18 protein-coding genes are annotated in these 15,286 nt (G+C 36.9%); 1 reads left to right on the top strand and 17 read right to left on the bottom strand.

Annotated features, from left to right (window positions below):
* Positions 1–27 precede the first annotated feature (27 nt).
* The 6 genes from lgb_RS04795 to lgb_RS04770 all read right to left on the bottom strand — a co-directional run bounded on the left by lgb_RS04795 (position 28) and on the right by lgb_RS04770 (position 6,599).
* Positions 28–2,085 (bottom strand): cation:proton antiporter, encoded by a 2,058-nt coding sequence (locus lgb_RS04795; RefSeq protein WP_019293455.1) that lies wholly within the window; start codon positions 2,083–2,085, stop codon positions 28–30.
* A gap of 8 nt (positions 2,086–2,093) precedes the next feature.
* A complete protein-coding gene (locus tag lgb_RS04790; RefSeq protein WP_019293454.1) occupies positions 2,094–2,540 on the bottom strand; it encodes a hypothetical protein in 447 nt (148 codons plus the stop codon).
* A gap of 142 nt (positions 2,541–2,682) precedes the next feature.
* Complete coding sequence (locus tag lgb_RS04785) at positions 2,683–3,480, bottom strand: EAL domain-containing protein (RefSeq protein ID WP_019293453.1); 798 nt, start codon at positions 3,478–3,480, stop codon at positions 2,683–2,685.
* 3 nt (positions 3,481–3,483) lie between these two features.
* Positions 3,484–4,818, bottom strand: a complete 1,335-nt coding sequence (locus lgb_RS04780) for a glycosyltransferase family 2 protein (RefSeq protein ID WP_019293452.1) — start codon at positions 4,816–4,818, stop codon at positions 3,484–3,486.
* Positions 4,808–5,338, bottom strand: a complete 531-nt coding sequence (locus tag lgb_RS04775; RefSeq protein WP_019293451.1) for a hypothetical protein — start codon at positions 5,336–5,338, stop codon at positions 4,808–4,810. Before lgb_RS04775 ends, lgb_RS04780 begins: the two co-directional genes overlap by 11 nt.
* Before the next feature lie 118 nt (positions 5,339–5,456).
* Positions 5,457–6,599 (bottom strand): GGDEF domain-containing protein, encoded by a 1,143-nt coding sequence (locus lgb_RS04770; RefSeq protein WP_019293450.1) that lies wholly within the window; start codon positions 6,597–6,599, stop codon positions 5,457–5,459.
* Positions 6,600–6,812: 213 nt separating this feature from the next.
* Between lgb_RS04770 and lgb_RS04765 the strand changes: the two genes are divergently transcribed.
* Entirely contained in the window at positions 6,813–7,649 is an 837-nt protein-coding gene (locus lgb_RS04765) for an Rgg/GadR/MutR family transcriptional regulator (RefSeq protein ID WP_019293449.1), read from the top strand.
* 23 nt (positions 7,650–7,672) lie between these two features.
* Here the strand turns inward: lgb_RS04765 and lgb_RS04760 are convergent, their stop codons facing one another.
* From lgb_RS04760 to lgb_RS04710, 11 genes are all read right to left on the bottom strand, one after another.
* Positions 7,673–8,341, bottom strand: coding sequence for an SDR family oxidoreductase (locus tag lgb_RS04760; RefSeq protein WP_019291910.1), 669 nt, complete (start codon positions 8,339–8,341; stop codon positions 7,673–7,675).
* Between the two features lie 127 nt (positions 8,342–8,468).
* Positions 8,469–9,458, bottom strand: a complete 990-nt coding sequence (gene guaC, locus lgb_RS04755) for a GMP reductase (protein WP_019293448.1) — start codon at positions 9,456–9,458, stop codon at positions 8,469–8,471.
* 172 nt (positions 9,459–9,630) lie between these two features.
* Positions 9,631–10,266, bottom strand: a complete 636-nt coding sequence (locus tag lgb_RS04750) for a TIGR01906 family membrane protein (RefSeq protein ID WP_019293447.1) — start codon at positions 10,264–10,266, stop codon at positions 9,631–9,633.
* Between the two features lies 1 nt (position 10,267).
* A complete protein-coding gene (locus lgb_RS04745; protein ID WP_019292706.1) occupies positions 10,268–11,047 on the bottom strand; it encodes a TIGR01457 family HAD-type hydrolase in 780 nt (259 codons plus the stop codon).
* Positions 11,044–11,805, bottom strand: coding sequence for an acyl-[acyl-carrier-protein] thioesterase (locus lgb_RS04740; protein WP_019292707.1), 762 nt, complete (start codon positions 11,803–11,805; stop codon positions 11,044–11,046). The genes lgb_RS04745 and lgb_RS04740 overlap by 4 nt, the downstream gene beginning before the upstream one ends.
* 116 nt (positions 11,806–11,921) lie before the next feature.
* A complete protein-coding gene (locus lgb_RS04735) occupies positions 11,922–12,362 on the bottom strand; it encodes a deoxycytidylate deaminase (protein WP_004257543.1) in 441 nt (146 codons plus the stop codon).
* A gap of 1 nt (position 12,363) precedes the next feature.
* Complete coding sequence (locus lgb_RS04730) at positions 12,364–12,699, bottom strand: arsenic metallochaperone ArsD family protein (protein ID WP_019293446.1); 336 nt, start codon at positions 12,697–12,699, stop codon at positions 12,364–12,366.
* Positions 12,700–12,817: 118 nt separating this feature from the next.
* On the bottom strand, positions 12,818–14,461 hold the full coding sequence (locus lgb_RS04725; RefSeq protein WP_064305309.1) for an FAD-dependent oxidoreductase: 1,644 nt from the start codon (positions 14,459–14,461) through the stop codon (positions 12,818–12,820).
* A gap of 10 nt (positions 14,462–14,471) precedes the next feature.
* Positions 14,472–14,756 carry a rhodanese-like domain-containing protein gene (locus lgb_RS04720; protein ID WP_019293479.1) on the bottom strand — a complete coding sequence of 95 codons (285 nt, stop codon included), beginning with the start codon at positions 14,754–14,756 and terminating at the stop codon, positions 14,472–14,474.
* 169 nt (positions 14,757–14,925) lie between these two features.
* Positions 14,926–15,063 carry a hypothetical protein gene (locus lgb_RS04715; RefSeq protein ID WP_014024702.1) on the bottom strand — a complete coding sequence of 46 codons (138 nt, stop codon included), beginning with the start codon at positions 15,061–15,063 and terminating at the stop codon, positions 14,926–14,928.
* 2 nt (positions 15,064–15,065) lie between these two features.
* Positions 15,066–15,272: a hypothetical protein gene (locus lgb_RS04710; RefSeq protein WP_019335858.1), complete on the bottom strand. Its 207-nt coding sequence runs from the start codon at positions 15,270–15,272 to the stop codon at positions 15,066–15,068.
* Between the last annotated feature and the right edge of the window lie 14 nt (positions 15,273–15,286).

Below are 15,286 nucleotides of genomic sequence, written 5' to 3'. Positions count from 1 at the left end.
CAAAAAAAAGAGCGCTCACACGCTTTTTTATTTTCCTTTTCTTCTTTTGCGAAACTCAAATAAATCGTAAAGGAAGGAACGGTGATCGCTTGCTAAGGCATATTCTTCCAAAAGATTAACGGTTTGGCGTAATTTTTTAGCTTCATTAAGCGCAATTCGTCCTGTATGCTCATATTCGAAAATCACCTTACGCTCTAAATAATAGGCTTCCATCAATTCTTCTATATTCGTCAATTCTGTAGCTACACGAAATCCATTAACATAGTTCCAGTTACCTTGAGCAATATGCTCTGCTTGACGGAAGCGTTCTGCTTGGAGAAAGTCAACAAGTTGTGCATTATAGATTGTCCCTAAATTTTCCAAAAGTTCAAGAACAAGTTCTGTATTATCTAAATAAAGATTGCTAATCTCTTGGCGCGTTTCTTCCATATCTTCAACTTTTGGACGGGAAAGTTGGAAGTCAAAACGAGAAATACGTGTTTTTAAAACTTTCAAAGCACGCAAAGTAACCACTTGGGCAAACTGGATACTTGAAACCAAGTCATGTGCCAAATCTTGCTCCAGAGTATGGATGTAGCGGTGGTAGGTACGATAAGTACGCATCGAGATTTTCTCTTTTTCCAGCGCATCTTCAAGCCCTTCAATTTCTACACGGATAATTAATAATTGCAAGGTGTTAAAATTTTCTGTAATTCCAGCACTTTCTTGCTCTACAATGAGCTTCTGAATCCGGTTTTGATAATCGGCAATCACAAGGTGATAGCCATTTTGCGCTTTCTCAGTAATTCTTTCCCGTAATTCTTGCACAACGTCACCTAAAATTGCGATAACTGCCAAATTATTGACCATGCGTTTTTTCTCAACTGCAAAGTAAGGCAAAGTAAGCAAGCTCACAAGAAAGCTTAAACCAGTAACTGAGGCGCAAAAAAAGATTAATAGATTGTTGGTATTATCCGCAAGCTGAGGTAAAAGAAGTATGGTCGCAATGGAAACCGTCCCTTTTGTACCAGAAAAAGTCAACAATAACAATTCGCTCCAATAAGAGTGAAAGATTTCTCCCTTGTCTTTGACAGTCACCAAATAATAAGACAATAAGATTAAAAATCTTAGCAAAAATAGGGCAAAAGTCAAAAGTAGTACAACAAAAACCAGCCAAAAAACGGAATATGTCCGGTCAAAAAGGAAAGGAAAAACAAGACTATGCAACTCAATCCCAAGGAAGATAAAGACACTTGAGTTCAGCATAAACACAATCGTTTCCCATACACTATTTTTGACACGCGTCACTTGTGCATCAAACACAGTAGTTGGTCGAAAACCATTGGACTGGAAGATACCAGCAACAACAACGGCGATAATTCCCGAAACGTGCAAAACTTCGGCCAAAGCAAATGCTGCAAGCGGCATTACGAACTCCAGCATCAAATAGCCACTGACATCACGCGCATCGACATCATCAAGAATTTCTAAAATTTTATTTTTAAAAATCGAAAGCCCAATACCAATAGCAAAGCCGCCTATAATGGACAGGATTAAATTAAGGGTCGCCTGTGGTAAAGAAAAAGTCCCTGTTACAAGTGCAAGCACAGCAATCTGGAAGGATACGATACCAGATGCATCATTAAAGAGTCCCTCACCCTGGAGAATATTCATGATTCTTTGAGGAAAAACAAAGCGGGTCGATAACGTACCCACAGCAATTGCATCCGTTGGGGCTAGTGCAGCTCCTAAAGCCAGACAAGCTGCTAAAGGAATGCTCATATAAAACAGATGTAAAATACCACCTAATCCAAGAGCAGTAACAAAAACCAGCGGGAATATAAGCACAAGTATCAAATGTCGGTGTTTAACAATCCGTTTCACTTCTGCTTCTGTACTCTCTCTAAACAAGAGCGGTGCAATGATGAAACCAAGGAAGAATTCCGGGTCAACGTGAAGAAATTCTGAAATACCTCCAAAACCAAAAAGAATCCCTATGAGAACTTGCACTAAAGGCAAGGCTAACTTAGGGAAAATTTTATTGATAACATTTGAAAAAACTAATGCGAGCAAGAAAATGATCACATGAAGGATAGACTGAAGCATATAACTCCTTAAATATCATTTCTAAATCGTCTTTGTTTCTCTTGAATTTTCTTGTCCAACTTTGAACAGTCCTTATTATTCATGCGTAGACGACAACGTTTAAATTCCAGTTCTGCCAACTGACGTTTGATTCGTTCTCGTTTTGCAGCACTAAATTCATCTTTTTTAACATATTCTAATTTTTGAAGCATAAGTTCTTTTTTGTCAGCTAATGCTTCCAGATGATGCTGAATATTCTCACGTGAGAGAGCATCTGTTTGATTGGAGAGAGTGCTTTCCAAAGCTTCTTTTTTATTTTCAATTTCTGTTAAATGGGCTTCAATTTTTTTGATTTTATCTTCTTTTGATAAACTCATGAAAGCATTCATCTCTTGAGCTTCCTTATCTTCACTATCGCCTTCAAGATAAGTCTTTCGAAGCTGTTTTAAGCGTTCTTCAAAAGTCATTTCAGTCATTTCCGTACTCGTCCTTTTTTCATTGATTATTGTCTGAGATGCGCCACATTTTTTTAAAATCGTTTTGCTCAAACCTATTCTACTCTTTTTCCTAAATAATGCAACTTTCAAGCACTAATTTAAGCAAAAAAAATAGAACAAGCTATTTCTCATAATGAGGCTTGTCTATAAAATAACCTTGTCGATTGTCGATTTTTAATTTATCGGCTAAATCAATACCTTCTCGATCTTCAACCTCAGTGATATCAATATTTTTGTTTTTTTCTCTAATCAAACGGACCCAATCGCCCATGTTGAGATCAAACCATTCAGAATCACTTTTCTTTTGAAATTTAGAAAGCGGGATTTTCACACCATAGATATCATTCAATAGCCACTTGATCTTGTGAAAGTATTTTTTACTTGGTTCGACTTTTTCTAGGATAACATGAACACCAATGTCTTGGCTTAACTTCAAATTCTTCTTGATCCTTGATTTCATAAGCCAGCCAATCTTGTCTGTCAACTCCACATTGATTTCAATCCGCAGCTCCATCGGATAGCATTCGCCTTTGACCCAGCGAATAAAGTATTCGTAACGTGGATCTGAAAGTTGTTTCAGGCTAATATTAATGGCTAAAAATTGTGACGGATAGTTTATTTTCACAAAACTTTTATGAAGCAGATAAATCACTTCACGTAAGGTAAATTTATCAATATCATCTGGGAAAACCCATTCTTGTTTTTCTACATCATACTTGCGGAGCAGTGCTTCTAAACCAGTTTTTTCTCCTTTATTATCAATAATTGTCTGAAAGTAAAATGTATAATTTTCAGCATCTTCCATTGTTTTAGGATAAATTCTGTTTTGTCGTTTCGCCCAAACATAGCTGGTCACAATTCCGAGCAAGCAGAGAAGAATAAAGATTATTGTCAACAGAAACATTACATCTAAAAGCATAGTTTATCCTTTCTTCAGGCTTTTCCTTGTAGGGCTGACCCAAGCACCAGCGTGTTCACTTTTACCAAAACAAGCCTTCATGGCTGGTATAAAAGTCGTGATTATCGTCAATGGATTGACCATCCAGAAAAATAACATATAGAGGGGAGCAAAAATAAAGTATTTGAATTTTTGTCCCTTACTGTCTAAGATTAGTGCGGCTAAAAGCTGCAAGGTGCCCGCTATAAGCTCGAAGGTAACAAAGATAAAGGACATCGCAAACCCATGCCAAAGCCGCTCATAATTACCTACAATAAGGAAATAGAGCATAGCCAAGATAAATATAATTGACGTAATGAAAAAGAAGAATGACCAAATGATGGAAAAAGTCGTGTCAATAAACATTGACAGAACATAACGGTACTTAATGGGATGCAAGATAAACTTCAGTGAGTTAGTAAACCATACTTCAGTACCTCCCTGAGCCCAACGTTTTCTTTGCTTATAGAGCTGCGAAAGGGTTTCTGGTACATTCATGTGAAAAATAATATCTGGGGCAAAACGCGGCGTCACACCATACATTAAGTGATCCCAAGCGATACTAATATCCTCTGTACTTCGGTCTTGTCTAAAGCCGCCAACGTCGATCAAAAACTGCTTTTTATACATGGTATTCGCTCCACTGTACGAGTACATTGAATCATTGATCGCGGTTTGGCTTCTTTTAATGACACCAACGATACTTGAAAACTCAACAGTTTGCGATTTTCCCATAATAGTCGTCCGGTTCTGCACATCCATATTGGCTGTAACCGCAGCTGTGTTGACATCGATTTCACTCATGAAATAGTTCATATATTTCATAAGCGCATCTCTTTCGGGGATTGTATCCGCATCATTACTTAAAATATATTCCCCCTTCGCAAAGTAAGTACCAATGTTAAAGCCGTGTGCCTTTCCTTGATTTTTCAAGATATTAATAACACGCAACTTATCGTACTTTTCTTGTAAGTTTTGGAGAATAGGCAAAGTTTGATCGGTACTACCATCATTAATCACTAATATTTCATAGTTACTATAATTGAGCATTGTAGCTAAGTACTCAATCGTTTCCTCAATCATCACTTCTTCATTATGAGCAGGAATCATAATCGTAATCATCGGTTGCTCATCAGGTGCTAGTTCCACAAAATTTGTCTCTTTTCGCCCTTTTTTTAGGAAACGGTAACTCAAAGAGCCAAAAAACCAAAACAAAGCACCAATAACGGGATAAAGACACAAGATTATTAAACACACGGTGATAACCATTTGTAGACCACTATCCGATGTAAACATCTGGCCGAAAATATCAGATATCATAAGTATCAACCTCATCTTTACCTAGAACTTTTGAAAGCTCGTCATTTTTTAAATTCTTTTCTGGTAGAACTTCAAAATATTTTACATTATGACGGAATTCTTCTTCACCGAAGCGGTCCGCCATAAATTTCTTTCCCCTTTTTCTTCGCTCAATACTGGAGACCGAATCAAATGTAGGCCATTTTTCAATGACCGATTCCCTTCGGTTATTTTGAATAATTGTCATGCTCGCTGCATAAGTAAAGGTGATGACCACACAGAAAGCCAGCAGAATCAACAAAAATTTAATTTCCAAAACTCCTTCGGAATATTTCCAAAAGGCAATGCCATACTTCCCATTTGAAGTCTTATATAAAAAGGATGCTATGGTAATAAAAGTCGGCACAATGAAGCACACCCAACCCAAAAGAGCGATGAGGAGTTGTTTAATTTTTAAAAGCCAATGTCCCTTTTCAAAGAACAGATCGGAATAACTGTAATTTTCTTCGGTTTGTTCCTTGTTTAATTCTTCCTTTTGCAATATCTGATACTCCTTTAATGTAAAAGCACACCTTCCTGTTTCCTACAACTTCAGTATACTTAAAAACTTTCTTAAAACAAAATGAAATAGACAAAAAAAAGAGAAAAATCATTTTTTTCTATTTAAAGTAAACTTGATTTTTCCCGTTTTCTTTTGCAATATATAAATGCTTATCGACACGATAAATAGCTTGGTCACGTGTTACTTTATCCGTAATTTCAACCACCCCGACTGAAATTGATGTTTTAATAGTGTTAGAACTCGCGTGAAAGACATATTCGGAAATTTCCTTGGCTATCTGCTCCATAATATCACGTACGACTTCTCCTTTGCGATTGCGAAAAAGAAGAAAGAATTCATCACCACCATAGCGGAAAAGTTGCCCGTTTTCTCCTGTTTCTCTTAAATACTTTTTGATGAGCATACAAATTTCTTTTAATACATAATCACCTGAGCTATGCCCATAATGATCGTTAATGTGTTTAAAATTATCAATATCAAAAAAGACTAATGAAAATTTGGAAATCTGATCACTGGCGAGGATTTCATCCATCGTTTCTTCAAATTTTCTCCTATTATATACATTGGTCAGTGCATCAATATAAGTATATCGTTTGTACTTTGCATACTCTCCTACAATAGAAGAAATATCCAACAAAATAAACTTGGCAATCACAAGGAGTATAAATGTTTTCCAGAAAATTTCTAGTGAATGTATCAAACTAAAAGCAAATTCGGAAAGGAATAAGAGCTGCACAGAAACAACCAGACTTAAACCTATAAGCATCATTTTACCATAACTTTGCATTACAGCCGTTTGATTTTTGGCAATAAAATAGAGCGTCAGCCAAAAAAGACCCAGAGATAAGGTAACTAATAAAATCGACTTCCAATGAAAACCATAGTTGTAAATATAAAACAGATAGAAAATTGTAAACAGTGGAAGCATAGCATATTCTATTTTTTCATAATGCGTAACAATACAATAATCGACTGCAATAGCGATGAAAATGAGCGAAATATCACTCAGTAAATAACCATAAGCACCACCCTGAGCTATTTCAATAAATAATAATTTTAAAAGAAAAATCCATAATGTAAAATTACTCGAATAGAACCAAAAGGCAGAGTAAGGATTTTCAGCGTATTTACTGCGATGGATGATATTTTTAGTGAGAAATATTCCACCTAAGATTGCCGGAATCAAAAATAATTTGGCAAAAAAATAAGGCCCCAGTATTTCTTTGATAATATCCATCATCTTCACCTCTATCCTTTTGATGAAAAAGAAAAGTGGCTTTTCTTCTTCTGCTTCTTACAATATATTATAATATAATAAATAATTTTATCTTTTCATGTCGTTGCATAAAAGCAACGATATTCTTTATCGTCACGTATTTGATAACACTTTAATTTTTTGTTGCATTTTCTGATAGTATAGCTATAACTGCCACTATGAATGACTGGAGATTTTATGGTATATAAAAAATTTGGATATGTTTTTCGGCAAATACGTGAGCAAAAACATATCTCCTTATCGGACTTTTCTTCTATAGGAATCTCAAAAGCCACCCTTTCTCGTTTTGAGCGAGCTGAAACCATGATGAATTTTGAAAAAGTCGTACAAGCTTTGCAACTGATGGGGATTGGGCTTGAGGAATACGAGTACCTTTTAAACGATTATGCACCCAATGAATCAGAAGCCCTTTTAAAGGAAATCGAGATGGCTTTTCTTAAACAAGATAAAAAAGCACTTGACAATCTCTATAAAGTCGCTTTTGAAGCAGGCTATCCTTATATCTCCTTAGCAGCAAAAGCTTCATATACTGAATTAAGTTCAGAAAATATTGATACAATCACAGATTATCTCTATGATATCAAAGTTTGGGGCCAGATTGAGCTTTATGTATTTTACTTTACAATGAATAAATTAAGCATACGCGATATTTTATATATTCTTGACTTATTCCTCTTAGAAAAAAAGCATAAAATATTTAACTCCGTGAAATATCTGGAAATTTTTGTTTGTGCATGCTGTCGTGCTATAGCACTCTTAGCAAGCAAAGGCTACCAAGAATACAGTGCACATATTCTCAATCGGGTTGAATCACTAGAACTCGTACAATCGATGTTTTTGCGCAATCTCCTTAACCTCTCCAAAGGTTTCTGGACCTATCGTTTCAAAGATGAAAAGGCTGGAAATACGATGATGCTTCAAGCATTAGAAATATTTCATCAAATTGGTAGTCAAGAAATTGCCCAATATTATCAGCAACAATATGACATTCATGTAAAAAAAGTGAACGTGTGATTTAAGTCACACGTTCATTTCTTTTAATCCTTTAAATTTTTGACGGCTTCATCGATCGGAGTGACTCCACTGACCACTTCAAATTCTTTTCTGATGGTCACGTCGTTTACCAACGTTTCCAAAATAACTTTAGCCACATCTTCTCGCGGAATTCCTCCTGCTTCCACATGGCTTGCTAATGCTACCTTACCAGTACTTTCTTTGTCTGTAAGCATTCCAGGATGAATAATTGTCCAGTCTAACTCTGTTCGTGTTTTGAGCCATTCATCCGCATAATTCTTTGCAATCGTGTAAATCTTAAGCGAAGAATCTTCTTGAATTTGACGTGTAATTTCTTCTCTTCCCACTCGGAAAGTGCTGACCATAACAAAACGTTTGACCTTTGCTTTTTCGGCTGCCGTCATAATTTTAACCGCTCCATCTAAGTCAATCATAATTGTTTTATCCAATCCAGAACCACCTGCGCCGGCACTAAAAACAACAGCATCAACGTCAGACATTGCTGCAGCAAATTCTTCAATTGAATTATTGACAATATCCAAGATTATAGTTTCAATCTCTAATTGGTTAAAAAATTCCTGTTGTTCTTCTTTACGGATAACAGCTTTTTCTTGAAGTTTAGGATAGTCTTTTAGGTTTTTGGCTAAATGTTTCGCCACTTTTCCATTTGCACCAACGACAAGTACTTTCATATCTCACCCTGCTTTCTTTTTCTATCTTTACTAACATTCTACATCATCTTCTACTTGGATTCAAAAATAATTAACTTTCTACTATTTAATATAAAGATAAAAACTGTCACTAGACAGTTTTTATCTTTTATAATGAATCACCGTTCCAAATAGAATTTTTCACGATAGCATAATCGACTTTACGTAATGCATTAAGATCACGTCCACCGGCGTAAGAAATAGAGCTTTGGAGATCTTCTTGCATTTCTTGAAGTGTATCTTTCAATGCACCTTTGTGTGGCAAAAGAATTTTCTTTCCTTCAACATTTTTGTGTTCACCTTTTTGGTATTCACTTGCTGAGCCAAAATATTCTTTGAAAAGTTTGCCATCTTGTTCAATAGTTTTACCAGGTGACTCTTCGTGAGCTGCAAAGAGTGAGCCAACCATTACCATTGTTGCACCAAAACGAACAGACTTAGCAATATCACCGTGCGTACGGATACCACCATCAGCAATAATTGGTTTACTTGCTGCTTTTGCACACCAGCGTAAAGCTGCAAGTTGCCAACCGCCTGTACCAAATCCTGTTTTTACCTTAGTGATACAAACTTTACCTGGGCCAATCCCAACTTTCGTTGCATCAGCACCAGCATTTTCTAACTCACGGACAGCTTCTGGTGTTCCTACGTTCCCCGCAATTACAAAAACTTGTGGCATCAAACGCTTGATGAGCTGTACCATTTCAATAACAGAATTGGCGTGACCATGCGCGATGTCAATTGTAATATAATCTGGAATTGTTGCTGTTTCTGCCAACTCACGTACAAACTGACGTTCATTGTCTTTAACACCTACAGAAATTGATGCAATCAAACCTTGAGCATGCATTTTTTCAATAAAGTCTTTACGTGTACTTTCTTCAAAACGATGCATGATATAGAAATAACCTTGCTTAGCTAACATTTCAGCAATATTTTCATCAATAATTGTTTGCATATTTGCTGGAACAACGGGAAGTTTGAAAGTGTGATCCCCCAACTTAACTGACGTGTCTGCTTCACTACGACTGTTAATAATACACTTATTAGGGATAAGTTGGATATCTTCGTAATCAAAAACTGGAACCATTGTGTTCATAAGAATGCCTCTTTATTCATTTGTTATTACAGAATACCGACCGAGTTTCCGTTATGGACAACCTCGCTAGTTTGGCGATAAAAATCTCTGCAAACCAAACCTTCCTTATTTATTTTAACGCATATTGATAAAAACAAAAGAAAAAAAACTGATTTTATATCAGTTTTACATCTTATTGTTCGGTTTTCCCGAAAGTTTTCTTTTGCAGTCTTTTATTTCCTGACCAGTAAAGGAGGAAAAAAATTAATTCAAAAAGGACGACAAATAGAATAAAAGTAAACATAAAATAGTTCTCCGTCAAGACATTAATGATCGGATCTGTATCGGGATTGAAGAGCCAGGTGTCATCTCGGAAAAAAATCTCATGGAAATAGATAAAAAAGTTATCAAATCCAATCAAGGAAGCAACCAAACCAATAAACAAAGGAGTTCCCATCACAAAACGTAGGCCATTATGATAGAGAATGGCTAAATGTTCTTTCAAAAATAAGATGAGCGCGGGACTCAATACAAGTGTGAGTCCTAAAGCAAGCATAAAGAGCTTTTTCACATCCTTAAAATGCTGTAAAGCATCGGGAGACGAAGGAAAATCAGGCATCTGTAACACACCTTCAAATGGATTAACCAGATACGCCATCAGAACATTAAAGTTATGTCTTAGTACTTCTGCTGAAAGTCCTGATATCTGGGTCAAATTTTCCAAATGAATATCTATGTAAAAGAGTGGGACAGCCAAAAGTAAGGTTAAACTTACTGCTGCTGCAATACCCCATAAAATAAGACTCGTGAAAATCAGGCGATCACGCATCTCAAACTTCCCAATGCTCTAAACTTGAAACGACATGTGTTGGTGGTATTGGAAGTCCAGGAACTTCTTCAGCTTTTGTAAAGCCTGTTGTAACAAGCAAACTGTCGATACCATTATCAATCCCTGTACGAATATCTGTCAAATAGTTGTCACCAACCATTAAAAGATCTTCTTTAGGAATGCCCATTTTTTCCACCGCTTTTTCTGCAATAATCGCCTCAGGTTTTCCAATAAAGGTGGGTTGAACACGTGTGGCTGCTTCAATCATTTTAACCAAAGAGCCCGCTCCTGGCAAAAGTCCTCGTTCGCTTGGAAGGTTCAAATCAGGATTTGTTCCGATGAATTTCGCACCTTTATGTATAGCAAGAGTTGCCAAAGCAAGCATTTCATATGTCAAGTCAGAATCCAAAGCAACAACGACATATGCTGGATTTTCACGATCCTTTTTATAGCCTGCTTCATAGATTGCTTCTTTTAAGCCATCTTCACCAATAATATAAACTGTCTTCTCCAAACCTAAATCGTTCATATAATCGACTGTAGCTGCACTTGCTGTATAGATAGTTTCTAAAGGTGTATCAATATTAAACTGTGTAGCCAAACGTTTTTGAACCACACGTGGGGTTTTTGTCGTATTATTTGTTAAAAACAGATAAGGAACTTTCGCTTCTTGCAAACGATGAACAAAGTCTTCCCCTGCAGGAATACGATGATTGCCCATATAAATCGTGCCATCTAAATCAATCAGATATCCTTTATACTTTTTGTAACCTTTTCTCATTTTCGTTCATTCTCCTCGCTTATTTTTGACCACTCAATCTCAATATTAGCATTATCTACACCATCTTTCCTAATAATATGGCAAGTGGTGTCTCCTTGAAATTCAAAAACAGGATGAATAAACTCATGATTGCCATAAAGGAGTTCGTGATTATAGCGAATATATATTTTTTTAGGTTCGTATGCCATACGGAAATCATAGTCCAACTGATCAACAGCCCAGTCGAAATATTTAGCATTGTTCACATGTCCATTCATATCCAGATCAGAGAAACGAATTGGAAAAGCTAGGCTACATTGCGCTTGATCAGACAAGGTAAGATATTTGTGAGGACGAACAATTTTGCTGACTTTTGGTGCCTCATAAGGTGCCACAATCTCATCAACAACACGTTCTACCTTACGTGTATCTTTGTTCATCAAAACCCAAGTTGAACTTATTTTTACTAAGGTTTCGCCAGCTGTATTTTTGAAAATAAAGTCACGATAACAAAAGAATTTATTGTAAGACGTGGCTTCTGTTTCAATTGTAATCTGGTCATTAAACTCGGGTAAGCGATGAACCTGAACTTCGTGCTCGATAACTGCCCAAAATAGATTGAAGTTATCACAAATCCATGTGTCGCTACGGTCTAACGTATAAGACTGCTCTCCCGAAATTTGAAGTGCTACGGCAAGAAGATCTGATATTTTCATCTTGCCTCGTGTGTCGCTCTCATAAAAAGCGACTTTATGTGTTTGACTGTATTTTATTCCCATTTATTTATTTTAGCAAAAACAGACATAAAAAGCTCAAGTAAGAATAAATTTTACAGATAAACTTAGGGAACCGTTTTTTACGTTAAAATAAAAAAACCAGCATGATTTCTGGATTTTTATATTTTTTCAACTTGAATACCTAAAGTTTCAATCAACTCTTCCTCATAAGGATTTTTAGCATGGTATTCATTGATATATTTGATATGTTTTACACCCGATGCCAAGACGAGCTTCAAGCAAGCGATACAAGGGAATAAAGTCGTATAAAGAATTGCTCCCTCTGGTGAAACACCGTGCTTTGCTGCTTGGGCAATTGCATTTTGCTCCGCGTGAACAGTCGCAATGCAATGTCCGTCTTTATCTTCCAGACACCCTACATCTGTACAATGCGGCATAAGTGCTACAGAACCATTATAGCCTGTCGAAAGAATTTGCCCATCCGCAGTCACGAGAAGAGCACCAACTTGAGCGTGCGTACAGGTAGAGCGTTTAGCTACAACTTCGACGATTTCTTTAAAATATTCTTCCTTGCTTGGTCGTTGAAAATTTTCGATCATTTTATCCCTTTCCACAGTTACAATTGCCACACTGACATTCTCGTGTTCTAATATCTTGAAAACTCAAACCCGTAATCTCCGTCAAATCTTCCATATCAGGGTAAGCGCCAATCGTCATAATTTCTCCATCTACCAACATCAAAGGCAAAGCCGCTTCCATTTTTTGTATTGCTTGATTGACAACAGGATGATGCGCAAAGATGTCCGCATCTTCAGCTAAGTTATAGCGTACTGTTTGTAACTCGGCTTCTTCTGTTTCTTTACTAAAGGCTTCAAAAACCTGAGCAAGAGCTGCACTCGCTTCTTCTGGCTTTTCTTCATATAGTTCAAGTCTCATGACTTCCCCAAATCTAACAAATATTTTTTAATATTATACCATAAGCAGCCTACAAATTCATTAAAAATTTCAATAAGAAAAAGGACTATCCTAAAATAATCCCTTCGTTCAGCTTGAGTTAAATGTCCTTCACTTTACTGTACAAGCCATAAGCTCCATCAAGATTTTCTACTTTAAAGCCTTCTTGTTTCAAGATACGTTCAGCTGTATAAGAACGAAGCCCTGATTGACAGCTGACAATGTATTCTTTATTTTTATCTAATTTGTCCATATTTTGGCGTAAATTGTTTAATGGTATATTTATCGCTTCTTTAAAACCACCACGCGCCACTTCATTTACTTGGCGCACATCTAAGAGTACTTTACCTTGGGCAAGTTCTGCTTCGAGCTGATGCCACTGAATGTTATCTGACAAGCCCATAGCAATGTTCATAGCCGCATAACCAATCATGTTAACAGGATCCTTAGCAGAGCCAAATGGTGGCGCATAGCTCAATTCAAGTTCTGGTAAATCAAAAACCGTCATCCCTGCTTTAATCGCTGTTGCCAAAACATCAATACGCTTATCTACACCTTTTTGCCCAACTGCTGATGCTCCATAGATATAACCACTTTCTGGATTGAAGATAAGTTTGAGAAGAATAGAGCTTGCGCCAGGATAATAACCTGCGTGATCATTAGCTGTGATATGCACAGTCTTATATTTTAAGTCCGCATCTTGTGTCTGCTTCTCTGAAAGTCCAGTAGAGGCAGCTGTCAAACTGAAAGTTCGAACAATAGCTGTTCCGATACTCCCTTTATTTGTAACAGGTAATCCTGCTAAGATATCTGCAACTTGACGTCCTTGGCGATTGGCTGGGCTTGCTAAGGAAATGAGCGCATCATTACCGGTAATCTGATTTTTAACAAGAATGGCATCTCCCACAGCATAAATATCAGGCACAGATGTTTGATATTGCTCATCGACAAGAATTGCTCCTCTCATTCCAAGCTTAATCCCCGCATCAGTAGCAAGTTTTGACTCCACTTGAATCCCCACAGAAAGGATAACCACATCCGTACTAAGACTGTCGCCATTTTCCAGAATAACCGTTTTTCCTTGGTCTTGGAACTCTACAACAGACACACCCGTGAGTACTTTCAAGCCATTATGTGTCAACTCTTCTTCAATATGAACGGCCATTTCCTGATCAAGAGTTGGTAAAACATGATTGGCTTTTTCGATGATTGTAACCTCTAAACCAAGTTTTCGTAAGTTTTCAGCCATCTCTAGACCGATGAAACCCGCGCCAATAATCAATGCTTGCTTGCGGTGCTCCATTTCCATATAGTTTGTGATTTTATCTAAGTCAGGAATGTTACGCAGGCTAAAGACATTATCCGCTTCCGCTAAACCTTTTATAGGCGGAATAAAAGGACTTGCGCCAGGTGACAAAATCAATGCATCATAATTTTCCGTGTAGCTTGTCCCATTCGATACTACAGTAATTTCTTTATTATCCGGCTCAATAGAAACCACTTCAGAATCAGGACGAACATCTAAATTAAAACGCTGTGCCAGACTTTCAGGTGTTTGTAGGATAAGTTTATTTCTTGATTCGATTTCACCAGAGAGATAGTAGGGGAGCCCACAGTTTGCAAAAGAAACATACGGTCCTTTATCAAAAACAATAATTTCTGCATCTTCTTTTAAACGGCGTAATCGAGTGGCTGCACTCATGCCACCGGCAACGCCCCCAACGATAAGATATTTTTTCGTCATTTTCTTCCTCTTATTTTTCTAATTCTTGATCCCAAGATAGAGTACCACCTGTAACATTCGTAGTTGCCACTCCTTGTGCCTTTAGGAATTGACAAGCGCGCATAGACCGCATACCGCTTTGACAAATAATATAGCTCTCATCTTCTATCTCTAAGTATCTTTGCTCTAAAACACTCAGGGGTATGTTGATTGCTGTTGGCACATGTCCTTCGAGATATTCATCCTCTTCTCGAACATCAATCAGTACAACGTGACCAAGTTTCTCTTTTAATTGCTTCATTTGGATTGAACGCATATTTCTCTCCTCAAATTTTTGATATATCCATTATATACCCTTAGGGGTATATAGTCAAAGGATGAGATTTGCCTCAAACCATAAAGCTTATACTCACTTCTTTCATCTTATAACGCTTCTGCTTTAAAGTCAAACATAATAAAAGACCTGCCGTAGCAAGTCTTTTTTATTATTCTTCTTTTTTCTTCTTTTGTCGTGCAAGTATAAGCATGACCACAGATAGAATAAAGAGTGTACCTCCAAAACTCCAGTTTTGATAAGCTAGAAGTAAGAGTGACAAACTAAGTAATGCATATATCCAAGCCATATTTAAACCTCCTCGACGTTAAAGAATAATGCTGAACCAAATGAACTTTGTTTAATTAAGCGTTTTGCAGTTTGAGCATCCGTAGCTAAGTCGCTATTCGGACCTCGAAAATAGAGTTTCAATCCCTTTTTTTCCTTATAAGTAAATCCATTTTCTTCTAGAAGTTGAATTACTTTTTCTTGCATCATAGCTACATTAACAATAATCATTGGGTTCCTTTCTG

It is taken from the genome of Lactococcus petauri, assembly GCF_023499275.1.
Lineage (GTDB): Bacteria > Bacillota > Bacilli > Lactobacillales > Streptococcaceae > Lactococcus > Lactococcus petauri.
Note: the sequence above shows the minus strand (reverse complement) of the source record. Positions and strands in the feature narration are given on the sequence as shown.

Bases quoted from the DNA above. Each gene is read 5' to 3' on its own strand.
- lgb_RS04795 (WP_019293455.1), bottom strand. From the start codon at position 2,085: ATGCTTCAGTCTATCCTTCATGTGATCATTTTCTTGCTCGCATTAGTT.
- lgb_RS04790 (WP_019293454.1), bottom strand. From the start codon at position 2,540: ATGACTGAAATGACTTTTGAAGAACGCTTAAAACAGCTTCGAAAGACT.
- lgb_RS04785 (WP_019293453.1), bottom strand. From the start codon at position 3,480: ATGCTTTTAGATGTAATGTTTCTGTTGACAATAATCTTTATTCTTCTC.
- lgb_RS04780 (WP_019293452.1), bottom strand. From the start codon at position 4,818: ATGATATCTGATATTTTCGGCCAGATGTTTACATCGGATAGTGGTCTA.
- lgb_RS04770 (WP_019293450.1), bottom strand. From the start codon at position 6,599: ATGATGGATATTATCAAAGAAATACTGGGGCCTTATTTTTTTGCCAAA.
- lgb_RS04765 (WP_019293449.1), top strand. From the start codon at position 6,813: ATGGTATATAAAAAATTTGGATATGTTTTTCGGCAAATACGTGAGCAA.
- lgb_RS04760 (WP_019291910.1), bottom strand. From the start codon at position 8,341: ATGAAAGTACTTGTCGTTGGTGCAAATGGAAAAGTGGCGAAACATTTA.
- guaC (WP_019293448.1), bottom strand. From the start codon at position 9,458: ATGAACACAATGGTTCCAGTTTTTGATTACGAAGATATCCAACTTATC.
- lgb_RS04750 (WP_019293447.1), bottom strand. From the start codon at position 10,266: ATGCGTGATCGCCTGATTTTCACGAGTCTTATTTTATGGGGTATTGCA.
- lgb_RS04745 (WP_019292706.1), bottom strand. From the start codon at position 11,047: ATGAGAAAAGGTTACAAAAAGTATAAAGGATATCTGATTGATTTAGAT.
- lgb_RS04740 (WP_019292707.1), bottom strand. From the start codon at position 11,805: ATGGGAATAAAATACAGTCAAACACATAAAGTCGCTTTTTATGAGAGC.
- lgb_RS04735 (WP_004257543.1), bottom strand. From the start codon at position 12,362: ATGATCGAAAATTTTCAACGACCAAGCAAGGAAGAATATTTTAAAGAA.
- lgb_RS04730 (WP_019293446.1), bottom strand. From the start codon at position 12,699: ATGAGACTTGAACTATATGAAGAAAAGCCAGAAGAAGCGAGTGCAGCT.
- lgb_RS04725 (WP_064305309.1), bottom strand. From the start codon at position 14,461: ATGACGAAAAAATATCTTATCGTTGGGGGCGTTGCCGGTGGCATGAGT.
- lgb_RS04720 (WP_019293479.1), bottom strand. From the start codon at position 14,756: ATGCGTTCAATCCAAATGAAGCAATTAAAAGAGAAACTTGGTCACGTT.
- lgb_RS04715 (WP_014024702.1), bottom strand. From the start codon at position 15,063: ATGGCTTGGATATATGCATTACTTAGTTTGTCACTCTTACTTCTAGCT.
- lgb_RS04710 (WP_019335858.1), bottom strand. From the start codon at position 15,272: ATGATTATTGTTAATGTAGCTATGATGCAAGAAAAAGTAATTCAACTT.